The sequence below is a fragment of the Streptomyces harbinensis genome, assembly GCF_900116145.1.
GTDB lineage: Bacteria > Actinomycetota > Actinomycetes > Streptomycetales > Streptomycetaceae > Streptomyces > Streptomyces carpaticus.
Genome location: NZ_FPAB01000011.1, coordinates 38487 through 63219, shown reverse-complemented (window position 1 = coordinate 63219; position 24733 = coordinate 38487). Strand labels below are relative to the sequence as shown.

General features: G+C 72.7%; 26 protein-coding genes and 1 pseudogene. 17 read left to right on the top strand and 10 right to left on the bottom strand.

Features of this window, described 5'->3' with window-relative positions; all coding sequences use genetic code 11:
• The first annotated feature begins 123 nt into the window (after positions 1-123).
• From BM385_RS23740 to BM385_RS23715, 6 genes are all read left to right on the top strand, one after another.
• The gene (locus BM385_RS23740) at positions 124-1065 is read left to right on the top strand and encodes a coiled-coil domain-containing protein (protein WP_019435910.1); all 942 of its coding nucleotides are present in this window, start codon (positions 124-126) and stop codon (positions 1063-1065) included.
• Positions 1066-1149: 84 nt separating this feature from the next.
• Positions 1150-2178: an ATP-binding cassette domain-containing protein gene (locus BM385_RS23735; protein WP_093844307.1), complete on the top strand. Its 1029-nt coding sequence runs from the start codon at positions 1150-1152 to the stop codon at positions 2176-2178.
• 3 nt (positions 2179-2181) lie between these two features.
• Positions 2182-2949, top strand: a complete 768-nt coding sequence (locus tag BM385_RS23730; protein WP_019435908.1) for an ABC transporter permease — start codon at positions 2182-2184, stop codon at positions 2947-2949.
• An 89-nt stretch (positions 2950-3038) separates the two neighbouring features.
• Complete coding sequence (locus BM385_RS23725) at positions 3039-4106, top strand: ABC transporter ATP-binding protein (protein ID WP_093844306.1); 1068 nt, start codon at positions 3039-3041, stop codon at positions 4104-4106.
• Positions 4103-5110 (top strand): ABC transporter permease, encoded by a 1008-nt coding sequence (locus BM385_RS23720; protein WP_093844305.1) that lies wholly within the window; start codon positions 4103-4105, stop codon positions 5108-5110. The genes BM385_RS23725 and BM385_RS23720 overlap by 4 nt, the downstream gene beginning before the upstream one ends.
• A 235-nt stretch (positions 5111-5345) precedes the next feature.
• The gene (locus tag BM385_RS23715; RefSeq protein WP_093844304.1) at positions 5346-6323 is read left to right on the top strand and encodes a DUF8094 domain-containing protein; all 978 of its coding nucleotides are present in this window, start codon (positions 5346-5348) and stop codon (positions 6321-6323) included.
• Positions 6324-6630: 307 nt separating this feature from the next.
• Here BM385_RS23715 and BM385_RS23710 read toward each other — a convergent pair whose 3' ends face one another.
• Complete coding sequence (locus tag BM385_RS23710; RefSeq protein WP_026047801.1) at positions 6631-7107, bottom strand: MarR family winged helix-turn-helix transcriptional regulator; 477 nt, start codon at positions 7105-7107, stop codon at positions 6631-6633.
• A gap of 30 nt (positions 7108-7137) precedes the next feature.
• Between BM385_RS23710 and BM385_RS23705 the strand changes: the two genes are divergently transcribed.
• Positions 7138-8196 (top strand): GNAT family N-acetyltransferase, encoded by a 1059-nt coding sequence (locus BM385_RS23705; protein WP_026047800.1) that lies wholly within the window; start codon positions 7138-7140, stop codon positions 8194-8196.
• A gap of 313 nt (positions 8197-8509) precedes the next feature.
• On the top strand, positions 8510-9619 hold the full coding sequence (locus BM385_RS23700; RefSeq protein ID WP_019435902.1) for an ABC transporter substrate-binding protein: 1110 nt from the start codon (positions 8510-8512) through the stop codon (positions 9617-9619).
• A gap of 188 nt (positions 9620-9807) precedes the next feature.
• Here BM385_RS23700 and BM385_RS23695 read toward each other — a convergent pair whose 3' ends face one another.
• Positions 9808-10134 carry an Rv1322 family protein gene (locus tag BM385_RS23695; RefSeq protein ID WP_175543091.1) on the bottom strand — a complete coding sequence of 109 codons (327 nt, stop codon included), beginning with the start codon at positions 10132-10134 and terminating at the stop codon, positions 9808-9810.
• Between the two features lie 163 nt (positions 10135-10297).
• Here BM385_RS23695 and BM385_RS23690 point away from each other — a divergent pair, with 163 nt between their 5' ends.
• Positions 10298-11410, top strand: a complete 1113-nt coding sequence (locus BM385_RS23690) for an LLM class flavin-dependent oxidoreductase (protein ID WP_019435900.1) — start codon at positions 10298-10300, stop codon at positions 11408-11410.
• On the opposite strand, the gene BM385_RS23685 is transcribed toward BM385_RS23690, so the two are convergent.
• Entirely contained in the window at positions 11379-11771 is a 393-nt protein-coding gene (locus BM385_RS23685) for an SCO5389 family protein (RefSeq protein WP_019435899.1), read from the bottom strand. The genes BM385_RS23690 and BM385_RS23685 overlap by 32 nt on opposite strands.
• Positions 11772-12040: 269 nt before the next feature.
• Here BM385_RS23685 and nucS point away from each other — a divergent pair, with 269 nt between their 5' ends.
• Positions 12041-12712 carry an endonuclease NucS gene (gene nucS, locus BM385_RS23680; protein WP_019435898.1) on the top strand — a complete coding sequence of 224 codons (672 nt, stop codon included), beginning with the start codon at positions 12041-12043 and terminating at the stop codon, positions 12710-12712.
• Positions 12713-12786: 74 nt separating this feature from the next.
• Here nucS and BM385_RS27345 read toward each other — a convergent pair whose 3' ends face one another.
• The 3 genes from BM385_RS27345 to BM385_RS23665 form a co-directional block, all read right to left on the bottom strand.
• Positions 12787-15210 carry an ATP-binding protein gene (locus tag BM385_RS27345; protein WP_175543090.1) on the bottom strand — a complete coding sequence of 808 codons (2424 nt, stop codon included), beginning with the start codon at positions 15208-15210 and terminating at the stop codon, positions 12787-12789.
• Between the two features lie 215 nt (positions 15211-15425).
• On the bottom strand, positions 15426-15719 hold the full coding sequence (locus BM385_RS23670; protein ID WP_019435897.1) for an STAS domain-containing protein: 294 nt from the start codon (positions 15717-15719) through the stop codon (positions 15426-15428).
• 164 nt (positions 15720-15883) lie between these two features.
• Complete coding sequence (locus tag BM385_RS23665) at positions 15884-16732, bottom strand: 3-hydroxyacyl-CoA dehydrogenase family protein (RefSeq protein WP_019435896.1); 849 nt, start codon at positions 16730-16732, stop codon at positions 15884-15886.
• 362 nt (positions 16733-17094) lie between these two features.
• Between BM385_RS23665 and BM385_RS23660 the strand changes: the two genes are divergently transcribed.
• Positions 17095-17424 carry a hypothetical protein gene (locus tag BM385_RS23660; protein WP_019435895.1) on the top strand — a complete coding sequence of 110 codons (330 nt, stop codon included), beginning with the start codon at positions 17095-17097 and terminating at the stop codon, positions 17422-17424.
• Here BM385_RS23660 and BM385_RS23655 read toward each other — a convergent pair.
• On the bottom strand, positions 17418-17963 hold the full coding sequence (locus BM385_RS23655) for a GNAT family N-acetyltransferase (RefSeq protein ID WP_037756656.1): 546 nt from the start codon (positions 17961-17963) through the stop codon (positions 17418-17420). The genes BM385_RS23660 and BM385_RS23655 overlap by 7 nt on opposite strands.
• A gap of 97 nt (positions 17964-18060) precedes the next feature.
• On the opposite strand from BM385_RS23655, the gene BM385_RS23650 reads away from it, so the two are divergent.
• Positions 18061-18633 carry a cob(I)yrinic acid a,c-diamide adenosyltransferase gene (locus BM385_RS23650; protein ID WP_019435893.1) on the top strand — a complete coding sequence of 191 codons (573 nt, stop codon included), beginning with the start codon at positions 18061-18063 and terminating at the stop codon, positions 18631-18633.
• A 3-nt stretch (positions 18634-18636) separates the two neighbouring features.
• On the opposite strand, the gene BM385_RS23645 is transcribed toward BM385_RS23650, so the two are convergent.
• Entirely contained in the window at positions 18637-18876 is a 240-nt protein-coding gene (locus BM385_RS23645; protein WP_254791718.1) for an MmyB family transcriptional regulator, read from the bottom strand.
• A gap of 464 nt (positions 18877-19340) precedes the next feature.
• On the opposite strand from BM385_RS23645, the pseudogene BM385_RS28480 reads away from it, so the two are divergent.
• Together BM385_RS28480 and BM385_RS28475 are read left to right on the top strand one after the other, a co-directional pair.
• Positions 19341-19436: pseudogene (locus tag BM385_RS28480) on the top strand (NAD(P)H-dependent oxidoreductase); the annotation flags it as partial.
• Positions 19437-19623: 187 nt separating this feature from the next.
• Positions 19624-19758: a hypothetical protein gene (locus tag BM385_RS28475; protein WP_380980641.1), complete on the top strand. Its 135-nt coding sequence runs from the start codon at positions 19624-19626 to the stop codon at positions 19756-19758.
• 28 nt (positions 19759-19786) lie between these two features.
• Here the strand turns inward: BM385_RS28475 and BM385_RS23635 are convergent, their stop codons facing one another.
• Positions 19787-20365 carry a hypothetical protein gene (locus tag BM385_RS23635; RefSeq protein WP_093844301.1) on the bottom strand — a complete coding sequence of 193 codons (579 nt, stop codon included), beginning with the start codon at positions 20363-20365 and terminating at the stop codon, positions 19787-19789.
• Between the two features lie 204 nt (positions 20366-20569).
• Complete coding sequence (locus BM385_RS23630) at positions 20570-21301, bottom strand: GIDE domain-containing protein (RefSeq protein WP_093844300.1); 732 nt, start codon at positions 21299-21301, stop codon at positions 20570-20572.
• A gap of 80 nt (positions 21302-21381) precedes the next feature.
• On the opposite strand from BM385_RS23630, the gene BM385_RS23625 reads away from it, so the two are divergent.
• From BM385_RS23625 to BM385_RS23615, 3 genes are all read left to right on the top strand, one after another.
• Positions 21382-22581: a sensor histidine kinase gene (locus BM385_RS23625; protein WP_093844299.1), complete on the top strand. Its 1200-nt coding sequence runs from the start codon at positions 21382-21384 to the stop codon at positions 22579-22581.
• Positions 22578-23276, top strand: coding sequence for a response regulator (locus tag BM385_RS23620; protein WP_093844298.1), 699 nt, complete (start codon positions 22578-22580; stop codon positions 23274-23276). Before BM385_RS23625 ends, BM385_RS23620 begins: the two co-directional genes overlap by 4 nt.
• 111 nt (positions 23277-23387) lie before the next feature.
• Positions 23388-24671 (top strand): glycoside hydrolase family 18 protein, encoded by a 1284-nt coding sequence (locus tag BM385_RS23615; protein ID WP_254791717.1) that lies wholly within the window; start codon positions 23388-23390, stop codon positions 24669-24671.
• Positions 24672-24733: the final 62 nt, after the last annotated feature.

Below are 24733 nucleotides of genomic sequence, written 5' to 3'. Positions count from 1 at the left end.
CGAACATTCTCCCTACCAAAGCCCGGATCCACTCGAAGACACGCCGCTTCGCCCCCTAGGATTGCTGAACGCCCAGGCCCATTCACAACCTGACGCACCCCCGTCTGAATCGACAGGAACCCCATGAGCGACACTTCCTCCCCCTTCGGCTTCGAGCTCGTGCGGCGCGGCTACGACCGCGGGCAGGTGGACGACCGGATCACCAAGCTCGTATCGGACCGCGACAGCGCGCTCGCCCGTATCACCTCCCTGGAAAAGCGGATCGAGGAGCTTCACCTCGAAACGCAGAATGCCCAGGCCCAGATCTCGGATTCCGAGCCCTCCTACGCCGGTCTCGGCGCGCGGGTCGAGAAGATCCTGCGTCTTGCCGAGGAGGAGGCGAAGGATCTGCGCGAGGAGGCCCGCCGGGCCGCCGAGCAGCACCGTGAGCTGGCCGAGGCCGCCGCGCAGCAGGTGCGCAACGACGCCGAGTCCTACGCGCAGGAGCGCAAGGCCAAGGCCGAGGACGACGGCGCGCGGATCATCGAGAAGGCCGAGGACGACGCGGCGGCCACCCGCGCCGAGGCCGAGAAGAACGCCGCGGCCAAGCGGGAGGAGGCGGACGCCCTCTTCGAGGACACCCGCGCCAAGGCCGCCCAGGCCGCGACCGACTTCGAGACCAACCTGGCCAAGCGCCGCGAGCAGTCCGAGCGCGACCTGGCGTCCCGTCAGGCCAAGGCCGAGAAGCGGCTCGCGGAGATCGAGCACCGCGCCGAGCAGCTGCGCCTGGAGGCGGAGAAGCTGCGCACCGACGCGGACCGCCGGGCCCGCCAGACGGTGGAGACGGCCTCCCGCCAGGCCGACGACATCGTGGCGGACGCGAACGCGAAGGCGGAGCGCATCCGTACCGAGTCCGAGCGGGAGCTGGCGGCGCTGACCAACCGCCGCGACAGCATCAACGCCCAGCTGACCAACGTCCGCGAGATGCTGGCCACCCTCACCGGTGCCCAGATCGCGGCGGTCTCGCTGGACGACGACGAGGACGAGGGCCTGAGCAAGGGCGTGCCCGCCCAGCAGTCGCGCTGACCCGCGGCTGCCCGCCTCACCCGAACGGCGCAGCCGTCGCCGCCCCACCGGGCGGCGGCGGCTGCGCCGTTCTAGCGTCGATCCATGATCGAGGTGGCGGGTCTGACCAAGCGGTACGGCGCGAAGACGGCCGTGAACGATCTGACGTTCACGGTCAGGCCGGGGATCGTGACCGGCTTCCTGGGCCCGAACGGCGCCGGGAAGTCGACCACCATGCGGATGATGCTGGGGCTGGACCATCCGACCGCGGGTGAGGTGCTGATCGACGGGGCGCCGTACCACCGGCTGCGCGATCCGCTGCGGGCGATCGGGGCGCTGCTGGAGGCGAAGGCGGTGCACCCGGGCCGTACCGCGTACCACCATCTGCTGTGTCTGGCGCAGAGCAACGGCATCCCGGAGGAGCGGATCGGCGCGGTGCTGGAGCTGGTGGGTCTGGGGGCGGTGGCCCGCAAGCGGCCCAAGGGGTTCTCGCTGGGGATGGGGCAGCGTCTCGGCATCGCCAGCGCGATGCTGGGGGACCCGCGGATCCTGATGTTCGACGAGCCGGTCAACGGGCTCGATCCGGAGGGCATCCACTGGATCCGCACGCTGATGCGGCGGCTGGCGGCGGACGGCCGTACCGTCTTCGTCTCCAGCCATCTGATGAGCGAGATGGCGCTGACGGCCGAGCATCTGGTGGTGATCGGGCAGGGCAGGCTGCTGGCCGACACCTCGATGGCGGCGTTCATCCGGGAGAACTCGCGCAGTTTCGTGCGGGTGCGCGGCCCGGAGCCGGGGCGGCTGCGGGCGGTGCTGGAGGCGGCGGGCGGCGGGATGGCGGTGACAGAGGGCGCGGACGGCACGCTGGAGGTGACGGGCGCCGAGGCGGCCCGGGTGGGGGAACTCGTGGCCGGCGAGGGGCTGGTGCTGCACGAGCTGAGTCCGCAGCAGGCGTCCCTGGAGGAGGCGTTCATGCGGCTGACGCACGGCTCGGTGGAGTACGAGGCCCGCGCCGAGGGCGGCGGCGACCCGGCGGCCGGCCCGCCGGACCCGGGCGGCGGAGGCGGCGGGGGCGGCGGGGCAGGTCCTGGCTGGGGTGCCGGCTGGGACGCCGGGCGCGGAAAGGGGGCGTGAGCCATGGAGCGGACGGCCCGGGTGGTGCGCTCGGAGTGGACGAAGATCCGTTCGGTGCGCTCCACGGTGTGGACGCTGACGGCGGCGCTGGTGGTGACCGTCGCGCTGGGCATGCTGCTCAGCCTGGTGGTGCGGAACACCTTCACGGATCTGCCGGCGCGCGACCAGCTGACGTTCGACCCGACGCTGACCAGCTTCGCCGGGATGATCCTGGGCCAGCTGGCGATGATCGCCTTCGGCATCCTGGTGGTGTCGAACGAGTACAGCACCGGCATGATCCGCGCCTCGCTGACGGCGGTGCCCCGGCGCGGGGTGTTCATGGCTGCCAAGCTGCTGGTGGCGACGGTGCTGGCGCTGCTGGTCGGGATGGTCACCAGCTTCGCCGCGTTCTTCGTCGGCCAGGCGGTGCTCGGCCAGTACCGTACGACGCTGGGCGCGCCGCACGTGTTGCGGGCGGTGATCGGCGGCGGGCTCTACATGGGGCTGATCGCGCTGTTCGCGATGGGCGTCACCTGGATTCTGCGGAGCCCGATGCTGTCGTTCGGGATTCTCATTCCGTTCTTCTTCATGATCTCCAGCATTCTCTCCACGGTGCACGCCACCCGGCGGGTGGGCAATTACCTGCCGGATGTGGCGGGGCAGCGGATCATGGCGGTGGTGGACACCGGTGACCGGCCGTACGGGCCGTGGGGCGGGATGTTCATCATGCTGCTGTGGGTGGTGGCGGCGCTGCTCGCCGGTTACTGGGTGCTGAAGAAGCGGGACGCCTGATCGCACACGGATCCGGTGCGGGCGGGAACCGAATACCGCCCCGGTGGGGTCTTAGACGGGACCACCCCCACCCGAGCAGGGATCGCAGCATGATCGAGGCCGTCGGCCTGACCAAGAGCTATGGCGCGAAGACAGCCGTGTACAACCTCAATTTCCAGGTACAACCCGGGAAGGTGACCGGATTCCTGGGCCCGAACGGCGCGGGCAAATCCACCACCATGCGGATGATGCTGGGGCTCGACCGGCCCACCAGCGGCACGGTCACCATCGCCGGGCAGCCGTACCACCGGCTGCCGAACGCCCCGCGCCAGGTCGGCGCCCTGCTGGACGCCAACGCCAAGCACGGCGGGCGCAGCGCCCGCGCGCATCTGCTCTGTCTGGCCCAGCTGTCCGGTATCCCCGCGAGCCGGGTGGACGAGGTGCTGGGCATCGTCGGTCTCCAGGACGTGGCGGGCAAGCGGTCCAAGGGCTTCTCGCTCGGCATGGGCCAGCGGCTGGGCATAGCCGGGGCGCTGCTCGGCGATCCGCAGGTGCTGCTGTTCGACGAGCCGGTGAACGGTCTGGACCCGGAGGGCATCCTGTGGGTCCGCAACCTGATGAAGAAGCTGGCGTCCGAGGGGCGCACGGTCTTCGTCTCCAGCCATCTGATGAGCGAGATGGCGCAGACCGCCGACCACCTGATCGTGATCGGCCGCGGCCAGCTGATGGCCGACCTGCCGGTGCGGGACTTCATCACGCAGAACTCCACCGGGTTCGCCCGGGTGCGCACCCCGGAGGGCGACGCGCAGGCGCGCGACACGCTGGTGCGGGTGCTGGCGGAGGCCGGCGGGCAGGTGCTGACGGAGCCGGACGGCGCGCTGAAGGTGATCGGGGTGCCGCTGCCGCGGATCAGCGACCTGGCGCACGGCGCGGACGTGCGGCTGTGGGAGCTGTCGCCGCACTCGGCGTCGCTGGAGGAGGCGTACATGCGGATGACGCAGGGCGCGGTGGACTACCGCTCCACGCAGGACCCGCACCATGCCGCCGCGCCGCAGTTCCAGCAGCAGCAGCCGCAGCAGCCGTTCCAGGCGGGGCCGCCGCAGCAGCCGTACGGACTGCCGCAGCCGCAGCACGCCGCCCCCGCTCAGCCCGCGTACACCCCCGAGGACGCCCGATGACCACCCCTCCCCCACCGCAGCCGCAGTACCAGCAGGCGCCTCCGCAGCAGCCCCCGTACCAGCCGCCGCAGGCGCCGCAGCCGGGCCCCGGGCAGCCGCAGCAGGCCCCGCACCAGCCGCCGTACGGCCCGCCGCAGCCCGTACCGCAGCAGGCCGGGTATCCGGCCGCGCCCGCCGTGGGGCGCTCGCACCTGGGGCACGCCCTCCTGTCGGAGTGGACCAAGATCCGCACCGTGCGCTCCACGGTGTGGACGCTGGCGTTGCTGTTCGTACTGACCGTGGGCATCGGCGCGCTGTTCGCGCTGGCGCTCAGCGGTGAGGAGTACGTCGGACTGCCGCTGCTCGCCGGCACCTTCTTCGGCCTGATGTTCGGCCAGATCTGTGTGATCACCCTCGGGGTGCTGGTGATCAGCTCCGAGTACGGCACCGGCATGATGCGCACCACCCTCACCGCCAGCCCGCAGCGCGGACGGATCCTGCTGGCCAAGGTGCTGGTGTTCTTCGGCGTCTCGTTCGTCATGACGCTGCTCGCCACCACGCTCAGCGGGCTGGCGCAGTCGAGTCTGCTGTCGGGCCAGTCGGCCACCGACCGCTACATCGACTCGTACATGGAGAGCTCGATCGAGAACGGCGAGGTCATCGCCACCGGCACGCACTGGATCGACGCGACCTTCGGCGTCTCGCTGTACGTCTCGCTGCTCGGCGTGCTGGGCCTGGCGGTCGGCGCGCTGCTGCGGCACTCGGCCGGCGCCATCACCACCATGCTGGCGCTGGTGCTGCTGCCGCTGCTCGCCGCGATGTTCATGTTCGGGGAGAGCATGGAGTCGCTGCGCGACTTCCTCATCGAGTACGCCCCGCTGAACGGCCTGGCCACCCTCTTCGGTCTGCCGATGGGCTCGGGCGACGACCCGATCTCCGGCTGGGGCCTGCTGGCGATCCTCGCGGCGGCCACGACGGCGGCGCTGATCGGCGCGTACGCCAAGCTGGTGACCACCGACGCGTAACTGCGCACCGCCCGGCTCCCACGCAGCGGCCGTCACGCCCGCATCCCCGCTGATGCGGGCGTGACGGCACTCGCACTCGTGCCCAGCCACGGCGCTGGCGCCCCGGACTCGAACCTGCTTCGTCGATTGCGGCGTGAACAGGGGAGAACTCACCTCGGCGCCAACCGCTGTCATCGCACCGCGACGCCCGGTCTTGGCTCGTTGACCGTTTCATCGCACCTATAGGACAGGGATCATGGGACCTCTCGCGCGCACAAGGGCACTTCTGGGCACGACGGCCGCGCTGGCTCTGCTGACTGCCTGCTCATCGGGCGGCGAGGACACCGCCACCGACTCCGCGCCCCCGGCCACCGCCGAGGAGCAGACCCCGGAAGTGCCGCAGGGGGCGATCACCGAGGCCCAGGCCCTGGAGGTGATCACGGCCTACAGCCAAGCCAACAACCAGGCATATCGCGACCTCGACGCCTCCCTCCTGGAAGAGATCGAAGGCGGATCGCTGCTGCAGCGCTCCCTCGCGGACCTGGAGCAGTACCTCGGGCGTCCGGAGGCGGACCGCGAACCGATCGAGGACTGGGAGTACATCAATCCCAAGGTCTTCATCCCCGCCGGCGAGACCTGGTGGATGGCCCAGGCGAGCGAAGCCCCGGACGCCGGCGGCCTGCGGCTGCTGACGTTCGCACAGGGCGAGGGGGAGAGCTGGCTGCTCGTCTCCGTGGTCCCCCTCATGGAGGAGTTGCCCGCGATCGCCATCGACGAGCACGGCCTGGCTCAGGCCGCACCGGCCGACGATCCCGCCGGCGCACTCCTGCCCCAGGACGCCGCCGCAGCCTACGGGGACCTGTGGGAAACCGGAGGTGAAGGCCCCGGAGTACCCCTGATCACCACAGGCGGCGGTCAGGAGATCCTGGAACGGCGCAGCACTGAGGACCCGTTGCTGGAAGCCAGCTACACGGCCACGACCCCTGAGCATGAGCACACGTGGGCGCTGCGCACCGAGGACGGCGGCACTGTGGTGGTGGCCACTGTCGCCCATAGTGAGACCCTCACGGCTGCAACCGGCGAGGTCGTCCCCGGTGAGCCGTCCGCACACTACAACCCCACCCCGCGCAACCCTCTGATCACCCATCACACGGGAGAGATCGCCGTATCGATCCCAGCCGCCGCCGACCCACAGGTCCTCGGCGACCGCTGGCACCTGATCGGCGCCGGGTAACCGAGGCCTGAGGCGGACCGCCCGCAGCCGCGGAGGGGCCCGTGGTCGCCGGCCCTCCACGCCTGGATGTTGTCGTCCCGGATCCGGTGCCCGCGGACGGTGACCCGCCGGACCGGAGGGGCTCGGCCGCCGGCCCGGTCGACCGAGGGTCTCGAAAGGGTTCCGCGAGTCCGGTGGCAGCCCGACTGGCATCCGGAGAACGGCTGTGCCTGCTGCACCCAGCTCGAAAGGGCGCGTATGGTTCCGGAACTCGGTCCGATCCGTGGCGTGCGGATGCCATCGGGCCCGCGCCTCGGGTTGCCGTCCCCTACGGGCAATCCTCCGGGTAGCCGACGAGTTTGGCGGCGATGCGGCCGAGGACCGCGAGCTCTTGGGGGTCGAGCTGGTCGACGAAGTGGCGCCGCACCGATGCGAGATGAGTGGGAGCCGCTTGCCGGAGAGTATCCAGTCCCCTCTCGGTGAGAACCAGAAGGCAGCCCCTGCCGTCGTCCGGGTCCGGTGCGCGGCGGAGGAGTCCACGTGTCTCCATGCGGGTGGCGTGGCGGGACAATCGGCTTCGGGACCACTCCATCTTCGCGGCTTGCTCACGCAGGGTGCTCGTGCCGTCGGTGCGCTCGGACAGGGTGCTGAGCACCTCGTAGTCGGCCTCGGACAACCCGACTTCGGCCAGATCCCGTGCGGTGCGGGCCTGCACGGCGGTCACCATACGACGGTATGCCCTCCAGGCGTGCTCCTCTTCCGGACCGAGCCAGCGGACAGCAGCGCCCGACGCTTTCATTGACATGTCATCAACTTACCAGCTAGCTTCATTTCCGTGTCAACGAAATCCATACGTGTTCTCGTGCTGACCTGCAGCACTCGTCCCGGCGCGCTCGGCCCGGCGGTCAGCGACTGGCTGACCGAGACGCTCGCACCGAGTGCCCTCACCCTGGATGTGACCCTGGTGCCACTGGCCCTCGGCGACGTGCGGCTGCCCTTTCTGGACGAGGAGGAACACCCTTCGACCGGCGTCTACCACCACGAACACACGCGCCGGTGGAGCGCGATGGTCGATGAGGCCGACGGCTTCATCGTCGTGACGCCGGAGTACAACTACGGGATGCCCGCGACCCTGAAGAACGCGCTCGATTGTCTTGGCCCCGAGTGGGCCTGGAAGCCGGTCGGGTTCGTCAGCTACGGCAACACCTCGGCGGGCACCCGAGCGGTCCAGCACGCCAAGCAGGTGGTGACCACCCTTCGCCTCGTCCCTCTGGGCTCGACCGTCGCGATCCGGATCGCGGACGCGACGCGAGAGGGCCGCTTTTACCCCGGGGCGCCCCACGGCGAGGCCGCCGAAGGACTCCTCGCGGAACTGGTCCGGGTCGCTCACGCCCTGACCCCGCTTCGCGAGCGCGGGCGCGCGGTGGCAGGTCCCGTCACGGGTTCGTACGCACGGCGCCTCGACCCGGACGATGCGCCGCAGGTAACGGTGCTGCAGCGCTGCTGCTGGGCGGACGAAGCCGTTTCCAACGGCACTCTGGCGATACCGGCCCTGCACGAGTCGCCCCACCAGGTACGCGCGTGGCTGGCCGACTGGCGCACGACGGGCCTGTGGAGGGACGGGCGGCTTCTCGGGATGGTACGGACGCGTCGCAGCGGCGACGACCTGAACGTGGGGCGGCTCGCTGTCGTCCCCGACCTGCGCGGACGCGGTGTGGGCCGATGGCTGCTCCGCATGGCCGAGTCCGCCGGGCGGGATTGCCGGCGTATCGTCCTGACCACCGGCGCCGCCAGCAGCCGGAACATCTCCCTATACGAGGGTCAGGGGTACGCTCCGCTCCCCGGGGCAGCGGACGGTGGCGTGGTCCACCTCGCCAAAGCCGTCCACGCCTGAGTGCTGTTGACCCGTACGCGCCCGGCCTCACCCTCGCCACCCACGGGCAGTCACGCTCGACGCATGCCATGGTGTGCCTTGAGAGGAAGTGACCTTCTGAGTGCAGGCCCTCGCTGGTGCCGACGACGATGAAGCTTGGCAGCTCAGCGAGCAAAATCTCGGTTGCCTATGGGCGCGGGTGTTGGATCCGATGAACCGGCATGATCACCCGGGCGCGCCTGCCTCGGCGGGACGTGATGATCGCGCGCCGTCAGCGGCCGGCGCGCGATCCGGGCGGACCGCGACCGCATCGTCCCAGGGGAGACGCCACCCGATGAACACGCCACCATCGCCGTCCGGAGCGGAGCACACAGACGGATCATCCATCCGCCTGGGTGCTCTCGTCCCGCTGACGCGGCCCGGCTGGGTCGAGGCGGGCCGACACCTGCTCGCAGGACTCGACCTGGCCGTTCGCGAGGTCAACGACGCCGGCGGGATCGACGGCAGACCACTGGAGTTGGTGGTCCGGGACACCGCGGCCGATCCGGAGCGGGCTGCGGCGGCCGTGGACGAACTGGCCCACCTGGGTGTGGCCGCCGTGGCGGGTGAGTATCACAGCGTGGTCGCCCGCGCTGCCGCCGCCCGAGCCGCCGCCCTCGGTGTGCCGTTTCTCTGCTCGTCCGCGGTGCTCGACGCGCTCACCGAGGAGCCGACGGAGTGGGTCGCGCGTCTGGCCCCGGCCCAGTCCTACGGCTGGCAGATCTACGCGGACTTCCTCCTCCGCGCGGGCCGGCGTCGGATCGCCGTGGCGACCCAGCCGAGCGTCTACTGGGCCTCCGGGACCCGCGTCCTGCGCGACCGCCTCGCTCCCCGCGGCGGCACCGTCCTGGAACTCGACGCGACGCTCACGCCCGAGGCCCTGTGCGACGCGCTCGTCGACCATGACGCGACGGCGCTGCTCCTGCTGGTCGGCCATCCGGAGCCGGCGGTGCCGATCGTCCGGGCAGTCCGGGGCGACCGGCGGCTCGCGGAGATCTTTGTCGGCGCTCCGGCCGGACAACCGGAGTTCGCTGAATGGGCCGCGGCGCTGGGCGAGGACGGCGCCGGGGTCCCGTTCCTGCGCTACCTGCCCGAGCGCCCCGGTCCGCTCGGTGAACGCGTCGGGAAAGAACTCCGCGAGCGGCTTGGCGAAGCGCCCTCCTTCGTCGCCTTCGAGGGCTGGGACACCATCGCCGTCCTCGCTGCGGTGCTGCGTTCCCACGGCACGGACCGGGCGGCCATCGCCGAGTCATGGCCGCGCGTGGCGGTCGAGGGCACCCGCGGGCCGATCCAGTTCTCCCGCACGCCGGGCATCAGCGTTTGGCAATGGGCTTGGACACCAATCCACGTCGTTGATCGGGACCCGGCGGAACCCGATCGCTTTCGGATCCTCCACGCCGGCTGAGTGAGCATGGAAGTTCAACTGCCCAGATCTGCCGGACTCAGCCGCCGGCGTGACCACACAGGTGGCCGCCCCGGCTTCTTCCCCTTCGGCAACAGCGGTTCCAGCACCGTCCATTGCCCGCCCGTCAGATCTCCACGCGACACGAACCAAGATCATCGCATGGCCGAGATCCACTTTCGGAACACGCCCTAGTAGCGCGGCGCGTTACGGGACCGCTGGGGCCGCACGCCCCGGCGGTCCCGCGCTTCCCAGCACGCACGGTGCCAGTGCCGCCGGTCGTCCACGGCGCCCGCCTGCGGCCAGCTCACCACGTGCGGCACGCCCGGCGGGATCTCCTGGTCGCAGCCGGGGCACCGGTAGTGCTTGACGGCGGCGCCGCCGCTGATCCGGCGCACCACCCACTCCTCGCCGCGCCACGTCTCGGTGCTTTCCAGGCCGTACCGGTGGCCCTCGTCCTCGCCCGACCTGCGGGCGGGCTGCTGCGGACCGCGGGGGCGGTTGCGACGCGGGGACACGTTCAACACCTCGGAGTGGATCGGCACCGTGCTGGGGACAAAAGTCTACGCACCCCGACCGGCCGGGAGATCATCGGAAAAACCTCACGCCGGACCGTGCCTTTGGCACGTGTCAGGCGTTAATGCCACAGGGACGAGCACCACCCGGACGAAGGGCAGGACCATGCGCATCGGCACGTTCGTACTCGCCGGCCAGTACCCGGGGCAGCCGGAGGGCGAGGCGCTCCAGCGGGCCGTGCGCTCCGCCGAGGTGGCCGAGGAGACCGGCCTGGACGCGGTGTGGCTCGCCGAGCACCACTTCGTCCCGTACGGGCTGTGCCCCTCGGCGGTGACCCTGGCCGCCCTGCTGCTGGGCCGCACCCGGCGGATCGGGGTGGGCACCGCGATCTCGGTTCTGTCCACCACCCACCCGGTGGCGCTGGGCGAGCAGGCCGCGCTGCTGCACCTGCTGACCGGCGGCCGGTTCACGCTCGGGGTGGGGCGGGGCGGGCCGTGGGTCGATCTGGAGGTGTTCGGGACGGGGGCGGCGGCGTACGAGCGCGGTTTCCCCGAGTCGCTCGACCTGCTGCTGCGCTGGCTGCGGGAGAGCGAGGTCGGCGCGGACGGCGAGCGGTACCGGTTCCGGCAGGTCCCGGTGGTCCCGTTCGCCGGCGGCGCGGGGCCGCCCGTGGTGGTGGCCTGCACGTCCCCGGCCACGGTGCGGCTGGCGGCGGCGCGCGGACTGCCGATGCTGCTGGGCATGCACATCGGCGACGAGGAGAAGGCCGGGATGGTGGCGCTGTGGCGCACGGCGGCCCGCGAGGCGGGGGTGGACGGCGACGTCATCGCCTCGGCGGACCATGTCTCGGCCGGGGTCGCGCAGGTGGGCGACTCCCACACCGAGGCCGTCGAGACGCTGCGCCGGGCCCTGCCCGGCTGGCTGCGGCAGGGGCTCGCGGCCCATCGCACGCTGGACGGGAGCCCGCGCCGGATGCGGGACCCGCTGAACTACACCGAGCTGCTGTGCGAACTGCACCCGGTGGGCACCCCGCAGCTGTGCGCCGACCGGCTGGCGGCCACGGCGGAACGGACCGGCATCACGCGCTTCGCGCTCGTGGTGGAGGGCTCGGGGGGCATGGAGTCGACGGAGCGCAATGTGCGGCGGCTGGCCGCGGAGGTGGTGCCGCTCCTCCCGATACCCGCGGGAGGAGCGGCAGCACCGGGGCCACCGGCCGCGTCAGCGGCGCCGCGTGTGGCGCCGGCCTTCAGCAGTCACGCAGCTCGGGCGACTGGTTGAGCAGCTGGGCGCGTACGGAGGTGAACTTCTCCAGCCGGTCGTCGGAGGAGGTGTCGAGGGGGAACACGGCGACCCGATGACAGTTCTGGAACGCCAGCCGGACCCCGAAGTGCCGCTCCAGGGCACCGCGGATGGCGTCGGAGGCGAGGGCGCGCAGCAGCTGGCCACGGGCCTGCTCATCGGGCGGCGGCGTGGTGTTGTCCGCGAACTCACCGCCGTCCACCTTGAGCTGTGCCACCAGGGAACTGATCATCTGCCAGGCGAAGGGGAGGGAGGTTCGGACGCAGTCGACGAAGTCGGCCTCGTCGACCTCGCCTCGCTCGGCCTGCTCAAGCAGGGCCGGTGAGACGTCGAGCGACATGTATCTCTCCTTTCGCGGCCCCGGGCAGGGGCCGGGCGAACGGGACACGGGGGCCCCGCCACCGCCGCCACCGCGTCTGCGCCGAGGTGTACCCCGACGGCGACGCCCCCTGAGGACCACCGTATGCCTGCTGACCCGCACACGTCAGTGGAACGAGCACATAACCGGCCACTCACCGGATCCCATGAATCCCTCCCATACCGCCAGCCATCGCCTGCCCCCGGGACCACGTCGCGCACGCCCCTGGCGGCCCGGTAGCGTGACCGACCATGCGTCTCGTCATTGCCCGCTGTTCCGTCGACTACGCCGGCCGGCTCACCGCACACCTCCCGTCCGCGCCCCGGCTGATCCTCGTCAAAGCGGATCAGTCCGTATCGATCCATGCCGACGACCGGGCCTACAAGCCCCTCAACTGGATGTCACCGCCGTGCACGCTGAAGGAGAGCGACGGCAGCGGTCACACCGTGTGGACGGTCGAGAACAAGGCAGGCGAAAAACTCATCATCACCATGGAGGAGATCCTGCACGACTCCTCGCACGAGCTGGGCGTGGACCCCGGGCTCATCAAGGACGGGGTGGAGGCCCACCTCCAGGAGCTGCTGGCCGACCGCATGGAGACGCTGGGCGAGGGATGGACCCTCATCCGGCGCGAGTACCCGACGGCGATCGGCCCGGTGGACATCCTGGGCCGGGACGCGGACGGCACGACCGTGGCGGTGGAGATCAAGCGGCGCGGCGAGATCGACGGCGTGGAGCAGCTGACCCGCTATCTGGAACTGCTGAACCGCGACCCGCATCTGGCGCCGGTGAAGGGCGTGTTCGCGGCCCAGGAGATCAAGCCGCAGGCCCGGGTGCTGGCCACGGACCGCGACATCCGGTGCGTGACGCTGGACTACGACGGGCTGCGCGGCATCGAGGACGACAAGCTGCGGCTGTTCTGAGCCCGGCGGCGGGTACGGGTACGGGGCGGGGCCGGTGCGGCCCCGCCCCGTACGCGTACGGTCGGCCGGGCCGCTCAGGCGCTGCCGGTCGCGGTCGGCGAGGGGCTGGGGTCGTCGGTGGGCGGGGGCGGGGCGGCGGTGGTGTTGCCCGGCCCGTTGTCACCGCCTTCGTCCACGCCGCCGTCCTGGTCGCCGTCGCTGTCGCCGGGTTCAGTGTCGTCGCCATCACCGCCGGCATCGGTTTCGCCGTTGCCGGTCTCGCCCGTGCTGCTGTCCGCGCCACCGTCCTGGCCCCCGTTGCCACCGGGGCCGTTCCCGCCGTTGCCGTCCCCGTTTCCGCCCGGGCTGGCGCCGTCCGCCGCGCCGCCGTTCGCCGGGTCGTCCGGGGTGGGCGGGGGCGGCTCGGGGCTGCCGGTGGCGTTGCCGTTGTCCGGGGTGCCGGAGGTGGACGGGTCCACCGGTTCGCCGGTCTCCGGATCGGTCTCGGGCTCCGGGGGCGGCTCCTCCGTCTCCGGGTCCGTCTCCGCGCTCGGGGTGCCGGGCTCGGCGGGCGGCTCCGGGGTGTCCTCCTCCACCTCGCGGTCCCGGTCGGTGACCACGGGCCGGGTGGTGCGCTCGTCGTCGGGGGCCGCGGGGGTCTCGTCCGAGGACATGCCCAGCGCCACCACCGTTCCCAGCACGCCGATCAGCAGGACCCCGGCGCCCGCCGCGACCATGGTGCGGCGTCCGGAGCGGCCACCGGCCCGGCCGCCGTGGCCGGCGGAGCCGTCCGCCGGGTCGCCGCCGGGCTCGCCGTGCGGCAGCAGCGGGGGCAGGACGGCCGTCAGTTCGCCGGTCGCGGCCGGGTCGGCGTGCCGCGGGATCGCCTGGGTGCTGGCCTCGGACGCCGCGTCCTCGCGCGGGGCGGCGGCGGGCAGCCCCAGCGGCGGGGTGGCGGCGGTCAGCGGGGCGGGGGCGGTGCCGGCGGTCAGCGCGGGCGGTCCCGACAGGTCGCGGACCAGCGCCAGGGCGCGGCGGCCGGCGGTGACGCCGCCCGCGTCGGCGAGGACGCCGCGCAGCGCTATCGACGCCTCCAGTTCGGCGCGGGCCCGGTCCAGCCGGCCCTCGCAGATGGCGAGGACGCCCAGTTCGTGGTGGAAGTACGCCTGCTGGTCCACCTCTCCGGCCGCGCGGGAGGCTTCCTGGCCGGTGCGCAGGACGCGTTCCCACACCGACCAGCGTCCGGCGGCGGCCAGGAGCGGGGCGGTGCTGTGCGCGAGGTTGGCGGCGGCGGCCGAGTGGCCGGCGCGCTGGGTGGCCTGGGTGACGGCCAGCAGTACGTCGCCTTCGGCGGCGGCGCGGGCGGTGTCCACCGAGGGGTCCACCAGCCACCAGGTGTAGTGCTGGGCGGCGGCCAGCGCGCGGGCGCCGGCGCCCTCCTCGAAGCCGATGGCGGCGAGTGCGGGGCCCACGCCCTCGGCGAGCCGCAGCCGGCCGCCGGCGGTGGTGAGCAGTCCGGACTCGGCGAGTTGGTCGTGACCGGTGGCCGCGCCGCTGGTGAGCGCGGGCAGTTGCTCGGGGCCCGGCAGTTCGCCGCCGAGTGCGACGGCGAAGCGCAGGATGCCGCGGTCGGCGTCCGGCAGGGCGGCGGCCAGCGACGCGATCAGCATCTCGTCGTCCGGCAGTGGCCCGGTGGGCGCGCCCGAGGCGGCGGTGACGTCGCGGGCCCGCAGCAGGGCGGCGGCCTGGACGAAGCGGCGCGGCCTGCCCTCGGAGGCGATCCACAGATCGGCGGCCCAGTCGGTCTCCGCGTCGGTGAGCGGGCGGGCGGCGGCGAACTCCAGGAGTTCCAGGGCGCCGGTGCGGCTGAGCCCGGAGAGGAAGACCTCCTCGACGCGGGAGGTGGTGCTGGGCGCGGTGACCGAGGGGTCGGTGGTGAACAGGAAGGCGCACTCGGGGGTGGCGTCCAGCAGTTCGTCGAGGGCGGTGGCGCCGAATTCGAGGTCGTCGACGAGGACGACGGCGCCGATCTCGCGCAGTCCTGCCTGGAGTTCGGTGGGTCCGGGCCGGTAGCCGGGGGTGTGCCGTACGGCGGCGTACAGCTCGTGCTGGAGGTCGGAGGGGGTGCGGCGGTGTCCGGTCAGGCGGATCACGCCGTCGGGGGCGAGTTCGGCGCAGTCCTGGGCGAGAGCGGCCAGCAGGGCGGTGCGTCCGGTGCCGGTCGGGCCGGTGAGGCGCACGGAGCGGCCACGGGCCAGCAGCCGGTAGAGCCGGCGCCGTTCCTCCTCCCGCTCCAGCAGCGGTGGGGCGAGCGGGTCGCGGGCGGTGTCCCCGCCGGTGCCCCGGGGGGCTTTGCGCGGGGATATGGGGCGCCGGCCGGGCGGGCAGGAGGCGATCTCGCTGCCGTCCACCGGGTTGATGGTCAGCAGGAAGTCGCCCGCGACCAACTCGGTGGTCCGTCCGGTGCCCGCGGGCTCCCCGGGCTGGTCACCGTGCGGGGCCGGCTGGCTGGACTCCATGGTCATGTGTCCCTCGGATGCGGCGGTGGGTTGGGGTACGGCGTACGCGCCGGGCAGGCTCCACGCTACTGGCCCGGCACCCTGGGCATGGTATGCGGCCCCGTGCCCGTGACCCATCCGTCACCGCTGTCACCACGGTCACCGGCGTCACCGCTGTCACGGCACCCCGTGACGGCCGGCCGGGGGCGGCCTCCTCCCGGGGTCCGGGAGGAGGCTCAGGAGGCGATGGTCAGGATGCGGTGCAGCCGGGTGGCCACCAGCACCCGCTGCATTTGCGGGGGCACATCCCGCAGTACGAGCCGGCGACCGCACCGCCCGGCCCTGCGGTGGACCCCCATGATCACTCCGAGACCGGTCGCGTCCCAGGAGTGCAGACTCTTCAGATCGAGCACGAGATCCCCCTGCCCGGAGTCGACGGCGTCGTGCAACGCCGAGCGGGCATCCGCGGCACTGCGGACGTCCAGGCGGCCTTCGACGACCAGCTCGGCGTGGTCGCCTGTGATGTGCATATAACACTCCCCGGAATTGCTTTCGTGTTGACTTCAACTGTCTCTCCACCTGACGGCTTCTATCCCCCGTCCGGTTGCCGTGCGTGAGGGAACCGAAGCGATTTCACCCATGGGGGTGAGTGGGCGGGTACGGCGGCGGCCCGCCCGTACCCGCCCGTACCGGTTCAGTAGGTGTGGAAACCGCGCCCGCTCTTGCGGCCCAGGTCGCCGGCGTCCACCATGCGGCGCATCGACTCCGGCGGGGCGAACTTCTCGTCCCGGGACTCGGTATAGATGTTCTCGGTGGCGTGGGTGAGGACGTCGACGCCGGTCAGGTCGGCGGTGGCCAGCGGTCCCATCGCGTGGCCGAAGCCCAGCTTGCAGGCGAGGTCGATGTCCTCGGCGGTGGCCACCCCGGACTCGTGGAGCTTGGCGGCCTCCACGATCAGTGCGGAGATGAGCCGGGTGGTGACGAAGCCGGCCACGTCGCGGTTGACGACGATGCAGGTCTTGCCGGCGGACTCGGCGAACGCGCGGGCGGTGGCCAGGGTTTCGTCGCTGGTGTGCCGGCCGCGCACCAGTTCGCACAGCGCCATCATCGGCACCGGGGAGAAGAAGTGGGTGCCCACGACCCGTTCGGGGCGGGAGGTGGCGGCGGCGAGCTTGGTGATCGGGATGGCGGAGGTGTTGGAGGCCAGCACGGTGGTGTCCTTCACCAGACCGTCGAGGGTGGCGAAGATGTCGCGCTTGATGTCGGCCTGCTCGAAGACGGCCTCCACCACGAGGTCCGCGTCGGCGGCGGCGTCCAGCGCGGTGCCGGTGCTGATCCGGCCGAGGGCGGCGCCGGCGTCCTCCTCGCTCAGCTTCCCCTTGCCGACGAACTTCTCCAGGGACGCCTCGATCCCGCCGCGGCCCCGGGCCAGCGCCTGCTCCGTGGTGTCCACCAGGGTGACGGTCCAGCCACCGGTGGCGGCGACCTGGGCGATGCCCGAGCCCATGAGTCCGGCTCCGACGACGGCGAGGTTCCTGGCCACGTGCGATCTCCTTTGATCCTTGACGACGGACCCCCGAGGGGCGCGCGCTTCCCGGGGGTCAAGACCTTAGTGTCCGTCAGGTACCCCGTGGGGGTGAAGAGACGCGCATCACGCCCCGGCCGCTGGTGCGGCGGATGCCGCGCCCGGGAGGGCTGTGCCGTACGGGGCGGGTGGTGCGGCAGGGGTGCGCCGGACCGCCCGGCGCGCGGCCCGGACCCGCGCGCCGCTCACCGGGCTGGGCTAGCGCAGATGTCCCATCCCTCCTCCCTGCGGGCGACTTGCACCCACATGGGGACCGCGGCCGGGCGGGCCCGGGGTACGACTGACGCAGTCTCATCCCCACCACGGAGAAGGAGCACCACATGACGCACACCAGCCTCCGCGCCGGTGTCCTGGGCGCGGTCGCCGCCGCGGCCCTCACCCTGGGCGCCGCCCCGGCGCTCGCCACCGGCACGGACGACATCCCGCGCACCCTGCCGATCGCCGACCCCGGCATCGTCCAGCCGGCCGACGGCATGGTGACCGAGTCCGCCGGCGCGGCCCTCGGGCAGCCGGACGGCCGGGACTTCGGCGGGCTGGTGTCGCGGGCCGCCTCGGCCGTCGCCGGGCAGGCCACCCCGGCCGGGACCCGGGTCACCGACGCGGTCTTCCCCCGGCACGCGGTCGCGAACACCCTCCCCGCGCCCTACTGAGCCGGCCGGTGGCCGCTCCCCTCGCGGAGCGGCCACGGCCCGGCCGTGAAACCGATCCAGTGGTCGGGCGGGACGTCCGGGCGGCCCGGCACCGGGCGGCGTTCCTCGGTCCACTCCGGGCCGGCGAGTTCCCCGGCGACCCGGCGCCAGAACCGCGCCCCGGTGCGGTTGGCCTCCTGGAACGGGATCTCCCAGCGGCCCGGGTGGCGGGCGACCACCTCCCGGACGGCCGCCGTCCCGACACCGGCGCGCCGTGCGCCGCGCACCACGAAGAAGGCGTTGAGCACCCGGACCGGGGTGTCCAGAGCCCGGACGAACACGAAGCCGGCCGGGCGGTCCCCGCTCAGCGTCAGATACGCGGCCCAGCCGGGGTCGCGGAACGCGGCGTGCAGCCGGTCGGCGCGGAAGGTGCCGTCGGGGGCGGGCAGTTCGCCCCGGAATCCGGAGAGGTCGTGGCGGAACATCAGCCACAGCCGTTCCACCACCGGGAAGTCCTCGGTACCGGCCCGGCGCAGGGTCACATCAGGGGTATCAGTCATAACGACAGCCTCCCGGCCGGAGAATCCGGCCGGGAGGCTGTGTCGTCTGCCCGTATTCTACCGGGCCGCGACGACACCTGAGCGCTACCCTCGGGGCATGGTCAACCTCACCCGGATCTACACCCGTACCGGAGACAACGGCACCACGGCGCTGGGCGACATGAGCCGCACCGCCAAGACGGACCTGCGGATCGCCGCCTACGCCGATGCCAACGAGGCCAACGCGGTCATCGGTACGGCGCTGGCCCTGGGCGAGCTGTCCGAGGAGATCGGCGCCGTACTGGTCCGGGTGCAGAACGATCTCTTCGACGTCGGCGCCGACCTGTGCACCCCGGTGGTCGAGAACCCCGAACATCCGCCGCTGCGCGTCCGGCAGAGCTACATCGACCGGCTGGAGGCGGACTGCGACCACTTCCTGGCCGGTCTGGAGAAACTGCGCAGTTTCATCCTCCCCGGCGGCACCCCGGGCGCGGCCCTGCTGCACCAGGCCACCACCGTGGTCCGCCGCGCCGAACGCTCCACCTGGGCGGCGCTCGCCGAGCACGGCGACACCATGAACGAGCTGACCGCCACCTATCTCAACCGGCTCTCCGACCTCCTGTTCATCCTGGCCAGGGCCGCCAACACGGAGCGCGGCGACGTGCTGTGGGTGCCGGGCGAGAACCGCTGACCCTCACACCGCCCGCAGCCGCTCCCCCGCCGCGGACAGGGCGGCCAGCCGCGCCGCCGTGCCCTCGTCGGCGGGCAGGTACACCAGGAGCCGCTGGTCGTCGTCCGCCGGCAGCTCCAGCGTCTCGTACGCGAGCCGCAGCTCCCCGTCCAGCCCCGGGTGCACCATCCGCAGCACCCCGGCGGGGCGGGGCGGCCCGGACACCGACGCCTCCCGCGCCGTGAACCGGGACCCGGCCGTCACCGTCAGCTCGTCGGCGAGCCGCGCCAGATGCGGATCGGCGCAGCCCCGGGGTACGCCGCCGCGGCCCGGTCGGCAGTCCGGCGTCCGCCGGGGTCACCGCCTCCCGGCGGGTCCGCAGAGAACGGCCCGGCTCGTTCTCGCTCACCCCGTGAACGCACCAGGAACGCGCGGCGCGGAGCGTGGCCCTGTCCCTACCGGTCTCCACCCGGTCTCCCCGGCGGCGCGGCGGGCGGACACGGTCGGAACATGACAGCGCAGCACACCACCCCGCCCCGGCTCACCGTGATCACCGCCAGCGTCCGGGAGGGCCGTGCCGGCCCGAGGGTGGCGGACTGGATCACCGCCCTGGCCCGCGCGCACGGCGGCTTCACCGTGACCACCGCCGATCTGGCGCACTACCCCTGCCGCTCGCCCTGTCGGCCGTCTCCCCCGCCTTCGAGCCGGACCCGGAACGTCCGGCCGGGATGGCGGAGCCGACCGGCCGGCTGCGGGAGGCCGACGCCTTCATCGTGGTGACCCCGGACTACCACCGCAGCCTCCCCTCCTCGGTCAAGGCCGCCATCGACTGGCACTACACCGAGTGGCAGCACAAGGCGATCGGCTTCGTCGGCCTGGGGGCACCTCCCGGACGAAGTCCGGGGGAGGGGCCAGCGGCGGCCTGCTGGCCATCGAGCAGCTGCGGCAGGTCTTCAACGAGTTGCGGGCCCACACCGCCCGCGACTACCTCGCCTTCCCCCGCTACTCCAGTTGTTCGACGAGAGCGGCGCGCTGCGGGAGCCGAAGGAACCCGAGGCCGCCGCGCAGGCGATGCTGGACCAGCTCCACTGGTGGGCGTCGGTCCTGCGCGACGCCCGCCGCGACCGGCCCCACCCGGCGGCCTGACGGCGGGCCCCGGCCGGTGGCGGCGCGGTCAGCGTGCCGCCACCGGGCGCTGCGGCGCCGGGCCGGCCCCGGCGGCCGGGTCCTTCTTCCGCCAGACCGTGTAGCTGAGCGCGATGATGCCGTGGATGCCCAGGATGCGCAGGGCCGCCAGCTGGGAGCCGCGCAGGGTGTCGGCCGCCCCCGGGCGGTCGATCAGCCAGATCATCAGCTGCGCCACCAGCAGCGAGACGCCCATCCCCACCAGCGTCAGCCGCCACAGCCGCCACTCGTGCCGGGCCCTGGCCCAGCCGTACCGGGGCGGCTTCGCCGGACGCGGCGCGCCCGCCCAGCGGTGCGCCGCCCAGCCGTCGGCCCAGTGGATCAGATAGTGCCCGTAGCCCACCGTGAAGCCCAGGTACAGCACCGCCAGCGTGTGCGACCACTGCGGCTCGGCGCCGCCGCGCAGGTCGAGCGCGGTGGCCGTCAGCAGCACCAGGTCGATCAGCGGCACGCACAGCAGCAGCAGGCCACCCGCCCGGGGCCTGCGCAGCGCGTACCGCACCGCGAGGCCGGCCGCCAGCACCAACCAGAAGGCGATCTCGGCACCGATGATCAGTGAGACGATCACAAGGGCTCCCTCCGTACCCCTCCAGCCTGCCGCCCGCCGCGCGCCCCGGCGTCGTCACCGGTGAGGAGATCCGCCCCTGCGCACTACACACTTCGGTGTACGGGCGCGGGCCGCCCGCCGTGGTCCCGCGGAGGTGTACCGGTCGGCGACGGCGGCAACCCGGGCGCCCGCCAGGGGCGTCCCCAACCTCACAGGGCACTACCCCTAGCGCAGCAGCGCCAGGACCAGCAGCACCGGCCCCACCGGGGCGGTCACCAGCGCGCCGATCCACAGCCCCAGATGTGTGGCGCGTTCCCGCTCGATCCGCCGTTGCCGGTTCTCGGTCGAGACCGTGAACATCCCGCCGTCCGCGGGTTTGCGCAGCACCAGGGTGCCCCCGTCGTCGGCCGCCTCCCCCAGGACGTGCATCTCCCGCCCCGGCCGCAGCACCCACTCCTGGCGGCGGAAGCCGATCGTGCCGCTGCCACCACCGCCGCGTTCGAAGCCGTCCATGACCCGTTCGGCGCCGCCGACCTTCGTCCCGCCGCCTTGGACGACCATGCTGCCGGTGGCGTCCTCGATCCGGAACGCCGCCGAGCTGGTCCGCTCCGCGACGACCCGCTCCCGGGTACGCCGCACCCGCTTGCCGTTCCGGTCGGTGGTCCACTCCCAGTACCGGTGGGTGACGCGGTGCCGGTGCCACACGCACTCCACCCCGGCCAGCTCCGACACGAGCACCGGCTTGGTGTTCCTCGGCCGCGCCACCCCGGCGATCTCGCAGCGGTACCGGAAGCTGTCCTCCCCCGCCGCCTCCACCGCCGCCCGGTGCAGTTGCCGCAGCTCCCGCACCGTCAGCAGATCGGCCGTCACGATGGCCCGCACCCGCCGCCGTACGGCGCGGGCGCCCAGCGCCAGCAGTCCGGCCACCACCAGTGCGGCGATCCCGGTCCAGAACATGATTTCCTCTCCCCCTCACGCCGGGCCACGACACCGTCCCGCGTTCTCCGACAAGACCCCCGGCATGCTGAGATGGTTCCATGCCCGCGCCCGTCCGCCCTCACCGCTACGACATCGGCATCGCGGTCGCCGGACTGCTCGGCGGACTGACCGGCGTGGGCTACGACATCTTCTCCGTGATCACCGTCGGCCCCTACTCGCCGCTCGCGCTCGCCGGGCTGCTCGTCATGTGCGGCGCCGAACTCCTGCGCCGCAGCGCCCCCGGCTGGTGTCTGGCCATCGGCACCGTCGCGGTGATCTGGGACGGCCTCTTCAGCGGGCTGCTCGCGGTCCTGCTGATGTACTCGGACGCGGTGTACGCGGCCGTGCTGTACGGCGGCGCCCGGCTGAGCCGGCTGGTGCTGCGGGCCAGCGTCGCCTTCACCGTGGCCGTCACGGTGGGCTCCCTGGTGTGGCTGCGCGACCCGCAGGCCCTGATCCTCGGGGTGCTGGCCGCCGCCGTCACCGCCACCCCCGCCTGGACCGCCGCCATCGTGCGCGGCCACCGGGAATCCGCCGCGCACGCCCGGCTGCGCGCCGAACAGACCGCGCTGCTGGCCGAGATGGACCGGGTGCAGGCCGTCACCGAGGAACGCGCCCGGATGGCCCGCGAACTGCACGACGTGGTCGCCAACCACCTGTCCGCGATCGCCATCCACTCCACCGCCGCCCTGACCCTGGACGAGCCCGGCGCCTCCCGGGACGCCCTGACCGTCATCCGGGAGAACAGCACCCAGGGCCTGGCCGAGATGCGCCGTCTCATCGGCATCCTGCGCACCCCCGGCCCCGACACCGGCCCCGAGGCGCTGCCCGGTCTGGAATCGCTGGACACGCTGGTCGCCCGCGCCGAGCGCAGCGCCGCGGGCCGGCTGCGGATCACCGCCGACCCCGGGCCGGACGAGGGGCCCCCGCTGCCCGCGCCGGTGGAACTGGCCGCCTACCGCATCGTCCAGGAATCCCTCACCAACGCGCTCAAGCACGCCGCGCCCGGCGAGGTCGCGGTCCGGCTGCGGCGCGAGGCGCAGGCCCTCACGGTGCGGGTGACCAGCCCGTACGCCGCGCCCGGCGACGCGGGCAGCCGTCCGAGGGCGCCGGGTTCGGGGGCCGGGCTCACCGGGATGCGCGAACGGGTCGCGCTGCTCGGCGGTACGCTCAGCGCCGGCCCGCACGAGGACGAGGACGGCGGGCGCTGGCAGGTGCTCGCCCGCATCCCGCTCACCGAAGGGAACCCCGCCCCGTGACCATCCGGGTTATCATCGCCGAGGACCAGTCAGCGGTGCGCCTCGGCCTCGTGCTGATCCTGCGCAGCGCCGCCGACATCGAGGTGGTGGGCGAGGCCGCCGACGGGGTGGAGGCGGTCCGGCTGGCCCGGGAACTGCGCCCCGACGTGGTGCTGATGGACATCCAGATGCCCCGTCTGGACGGGGTGTCCGCGACGCGCGAGATCACCGGGGAGGGCATCGCGGACGTCCTGGTGCTGACCACCTTCGACCTGGACGCGTACGTGTTCGGCGCGCTGCGGGCCGGCGCGGCCGGTTTTCTGCTCAAGGACAGCGAGGCCACCACCCTGATCGAGGCGGTGCGCACCGTGCACGCGGGCGAGGGCATGATCGCCCCGGCCGTCACCCGGCGGCTGATCGGCGAGTTCGCCCGCTCCAGCCGGGCACCGTCCGTCCCGGCGGCCGACGCCGCCGCCCTCGGCTCGCTGACTCCCCGCGAACGCGAGGTGCTCGCGCAGATCGGGGCGGGCCGCTCCAACGCGCAGATCGCCGCCGAACTGTCGCTGGCCGAGGCGACCGTGAAGACGCATGTCAGCCGGCTGCTGGGGAAACTGGGCCTGCGCAGCCGGGTGCAGGCCGCCGTCCTGGCCCAGGAGGCGGACATCCGTCCCGGCCCGTCCGCCTCACCCAACCCTCCTTCCTCAACGGCGTCTTAAGGCGGTCGCAAGCCCGGCTTTCCTTGGTACGGACCCCATTGACCACTGGTCCAGACCTCTCTACGCTCCCTGGTCAGTTCCCCCCACCTCTCCCCCACCAAGGAGCGACCCGTGAGCAAGGGGCTACACCGATCCCTGAGCAGCACCAAGCGCAAGGCCGTCGCCATCACCGCGGCCCTCACCCTGCCGCTCGGCGGCATGCTGGCCTTCGCCTCCACCTCCCAGGCCGGCGAGGACACCGGCGCCACCGCCCCCGCCGCCCAGGAGGTGACCACCACCGCCGGTGACGTCAAGCTCGGCTACTTCGCCGAGTGGGGCGTCTACGACCGGAACTACCACGTCAAGAACATCGTGGACTCCGGCTCGGCCGACAAGATCACCCACATCAACTACGCCTTCGGCAACGTCCAGAACGGCGAATGTACGATCGGCGACTCCTACGCCGCCTACGACCGCTTCTACAGCGCCGCCGAGTCCGTCTCCGGCCAGGCCGACAGCTGGGACACCGGCGCCCTGCGCGGCAACTTCAACCAGCTGCGCCAGCTCAAGGAGCTGAACCCGGACCTCAAGGTGCTGTGGTCCTTCGGCGGCTGGACCTGGTCCAAGGGCTTCGGCGAGGCCATGCAGAACCCCGAGCGGTTCGCCCAGTCCTGCTACAACCTGGTCAACGATCCGCGCTGGGAAGGGGTGTTCGACGGCATCGACCTCGACTGGGAGTACCCCAACGCCTGCGGCGACAGCTGTGACACCTCGGGCCCGGCCGTCTTCGGCGACATGATGCAGGCGTTCCGCGGCGTCTTCGGCGACCAGCTGGTCACCGCGGCCATCACCGCCGACGCCTCCGACGGCGGCAAGATCGACGCCGCCGACTACGCGCGGGGCGCCGAGTACGCCGACTACCTCGCCGTGATGACCTACGACTTCTTCGGCGCCTGGGCCCCCACCGGACCCACCGCCCCGCACTCCCCGCTGGAGAGCTACGACGGCATCCCGCAGGACGGCTTCAACAGCGCCGCCGCCATCAGCAAGCTCAAGGCCCAGGGCGTGCCCAGCGAGAAGCTGCTGCTGGGCATCGGCTTCTACGGCCGCGGCTGGACCGGCGTGAGCCAGGCGGCACCGGGCGGCACCGCCTCCGGCGCCGCGCCGGGCACCTACGAGGCGGGCATCGAGGACTACAAGGTCCTCGCCACCACCTGCCCCGCCACCGGTACGGTCGCCGGCACCGCGTACGCGCACTGCGGCAGCCAGTGGTGGAGCTACGACACCCCGCAGACGGTCACCGACAAGATGGGCTGGGCCAAGGACCAGGGCCTGGGCGGTGCCTTCTTCTGGGAGTTCTCCGGTGACAGCGCGGACGGCGCCCTCGTCGACGCCATCCACACCGGTCTGAGCTGACCCACCGCCACCAGGGGCACGGCCGGCGCCCGGAAGGACGCCCGGCCGTGCCCCGCCGTGTG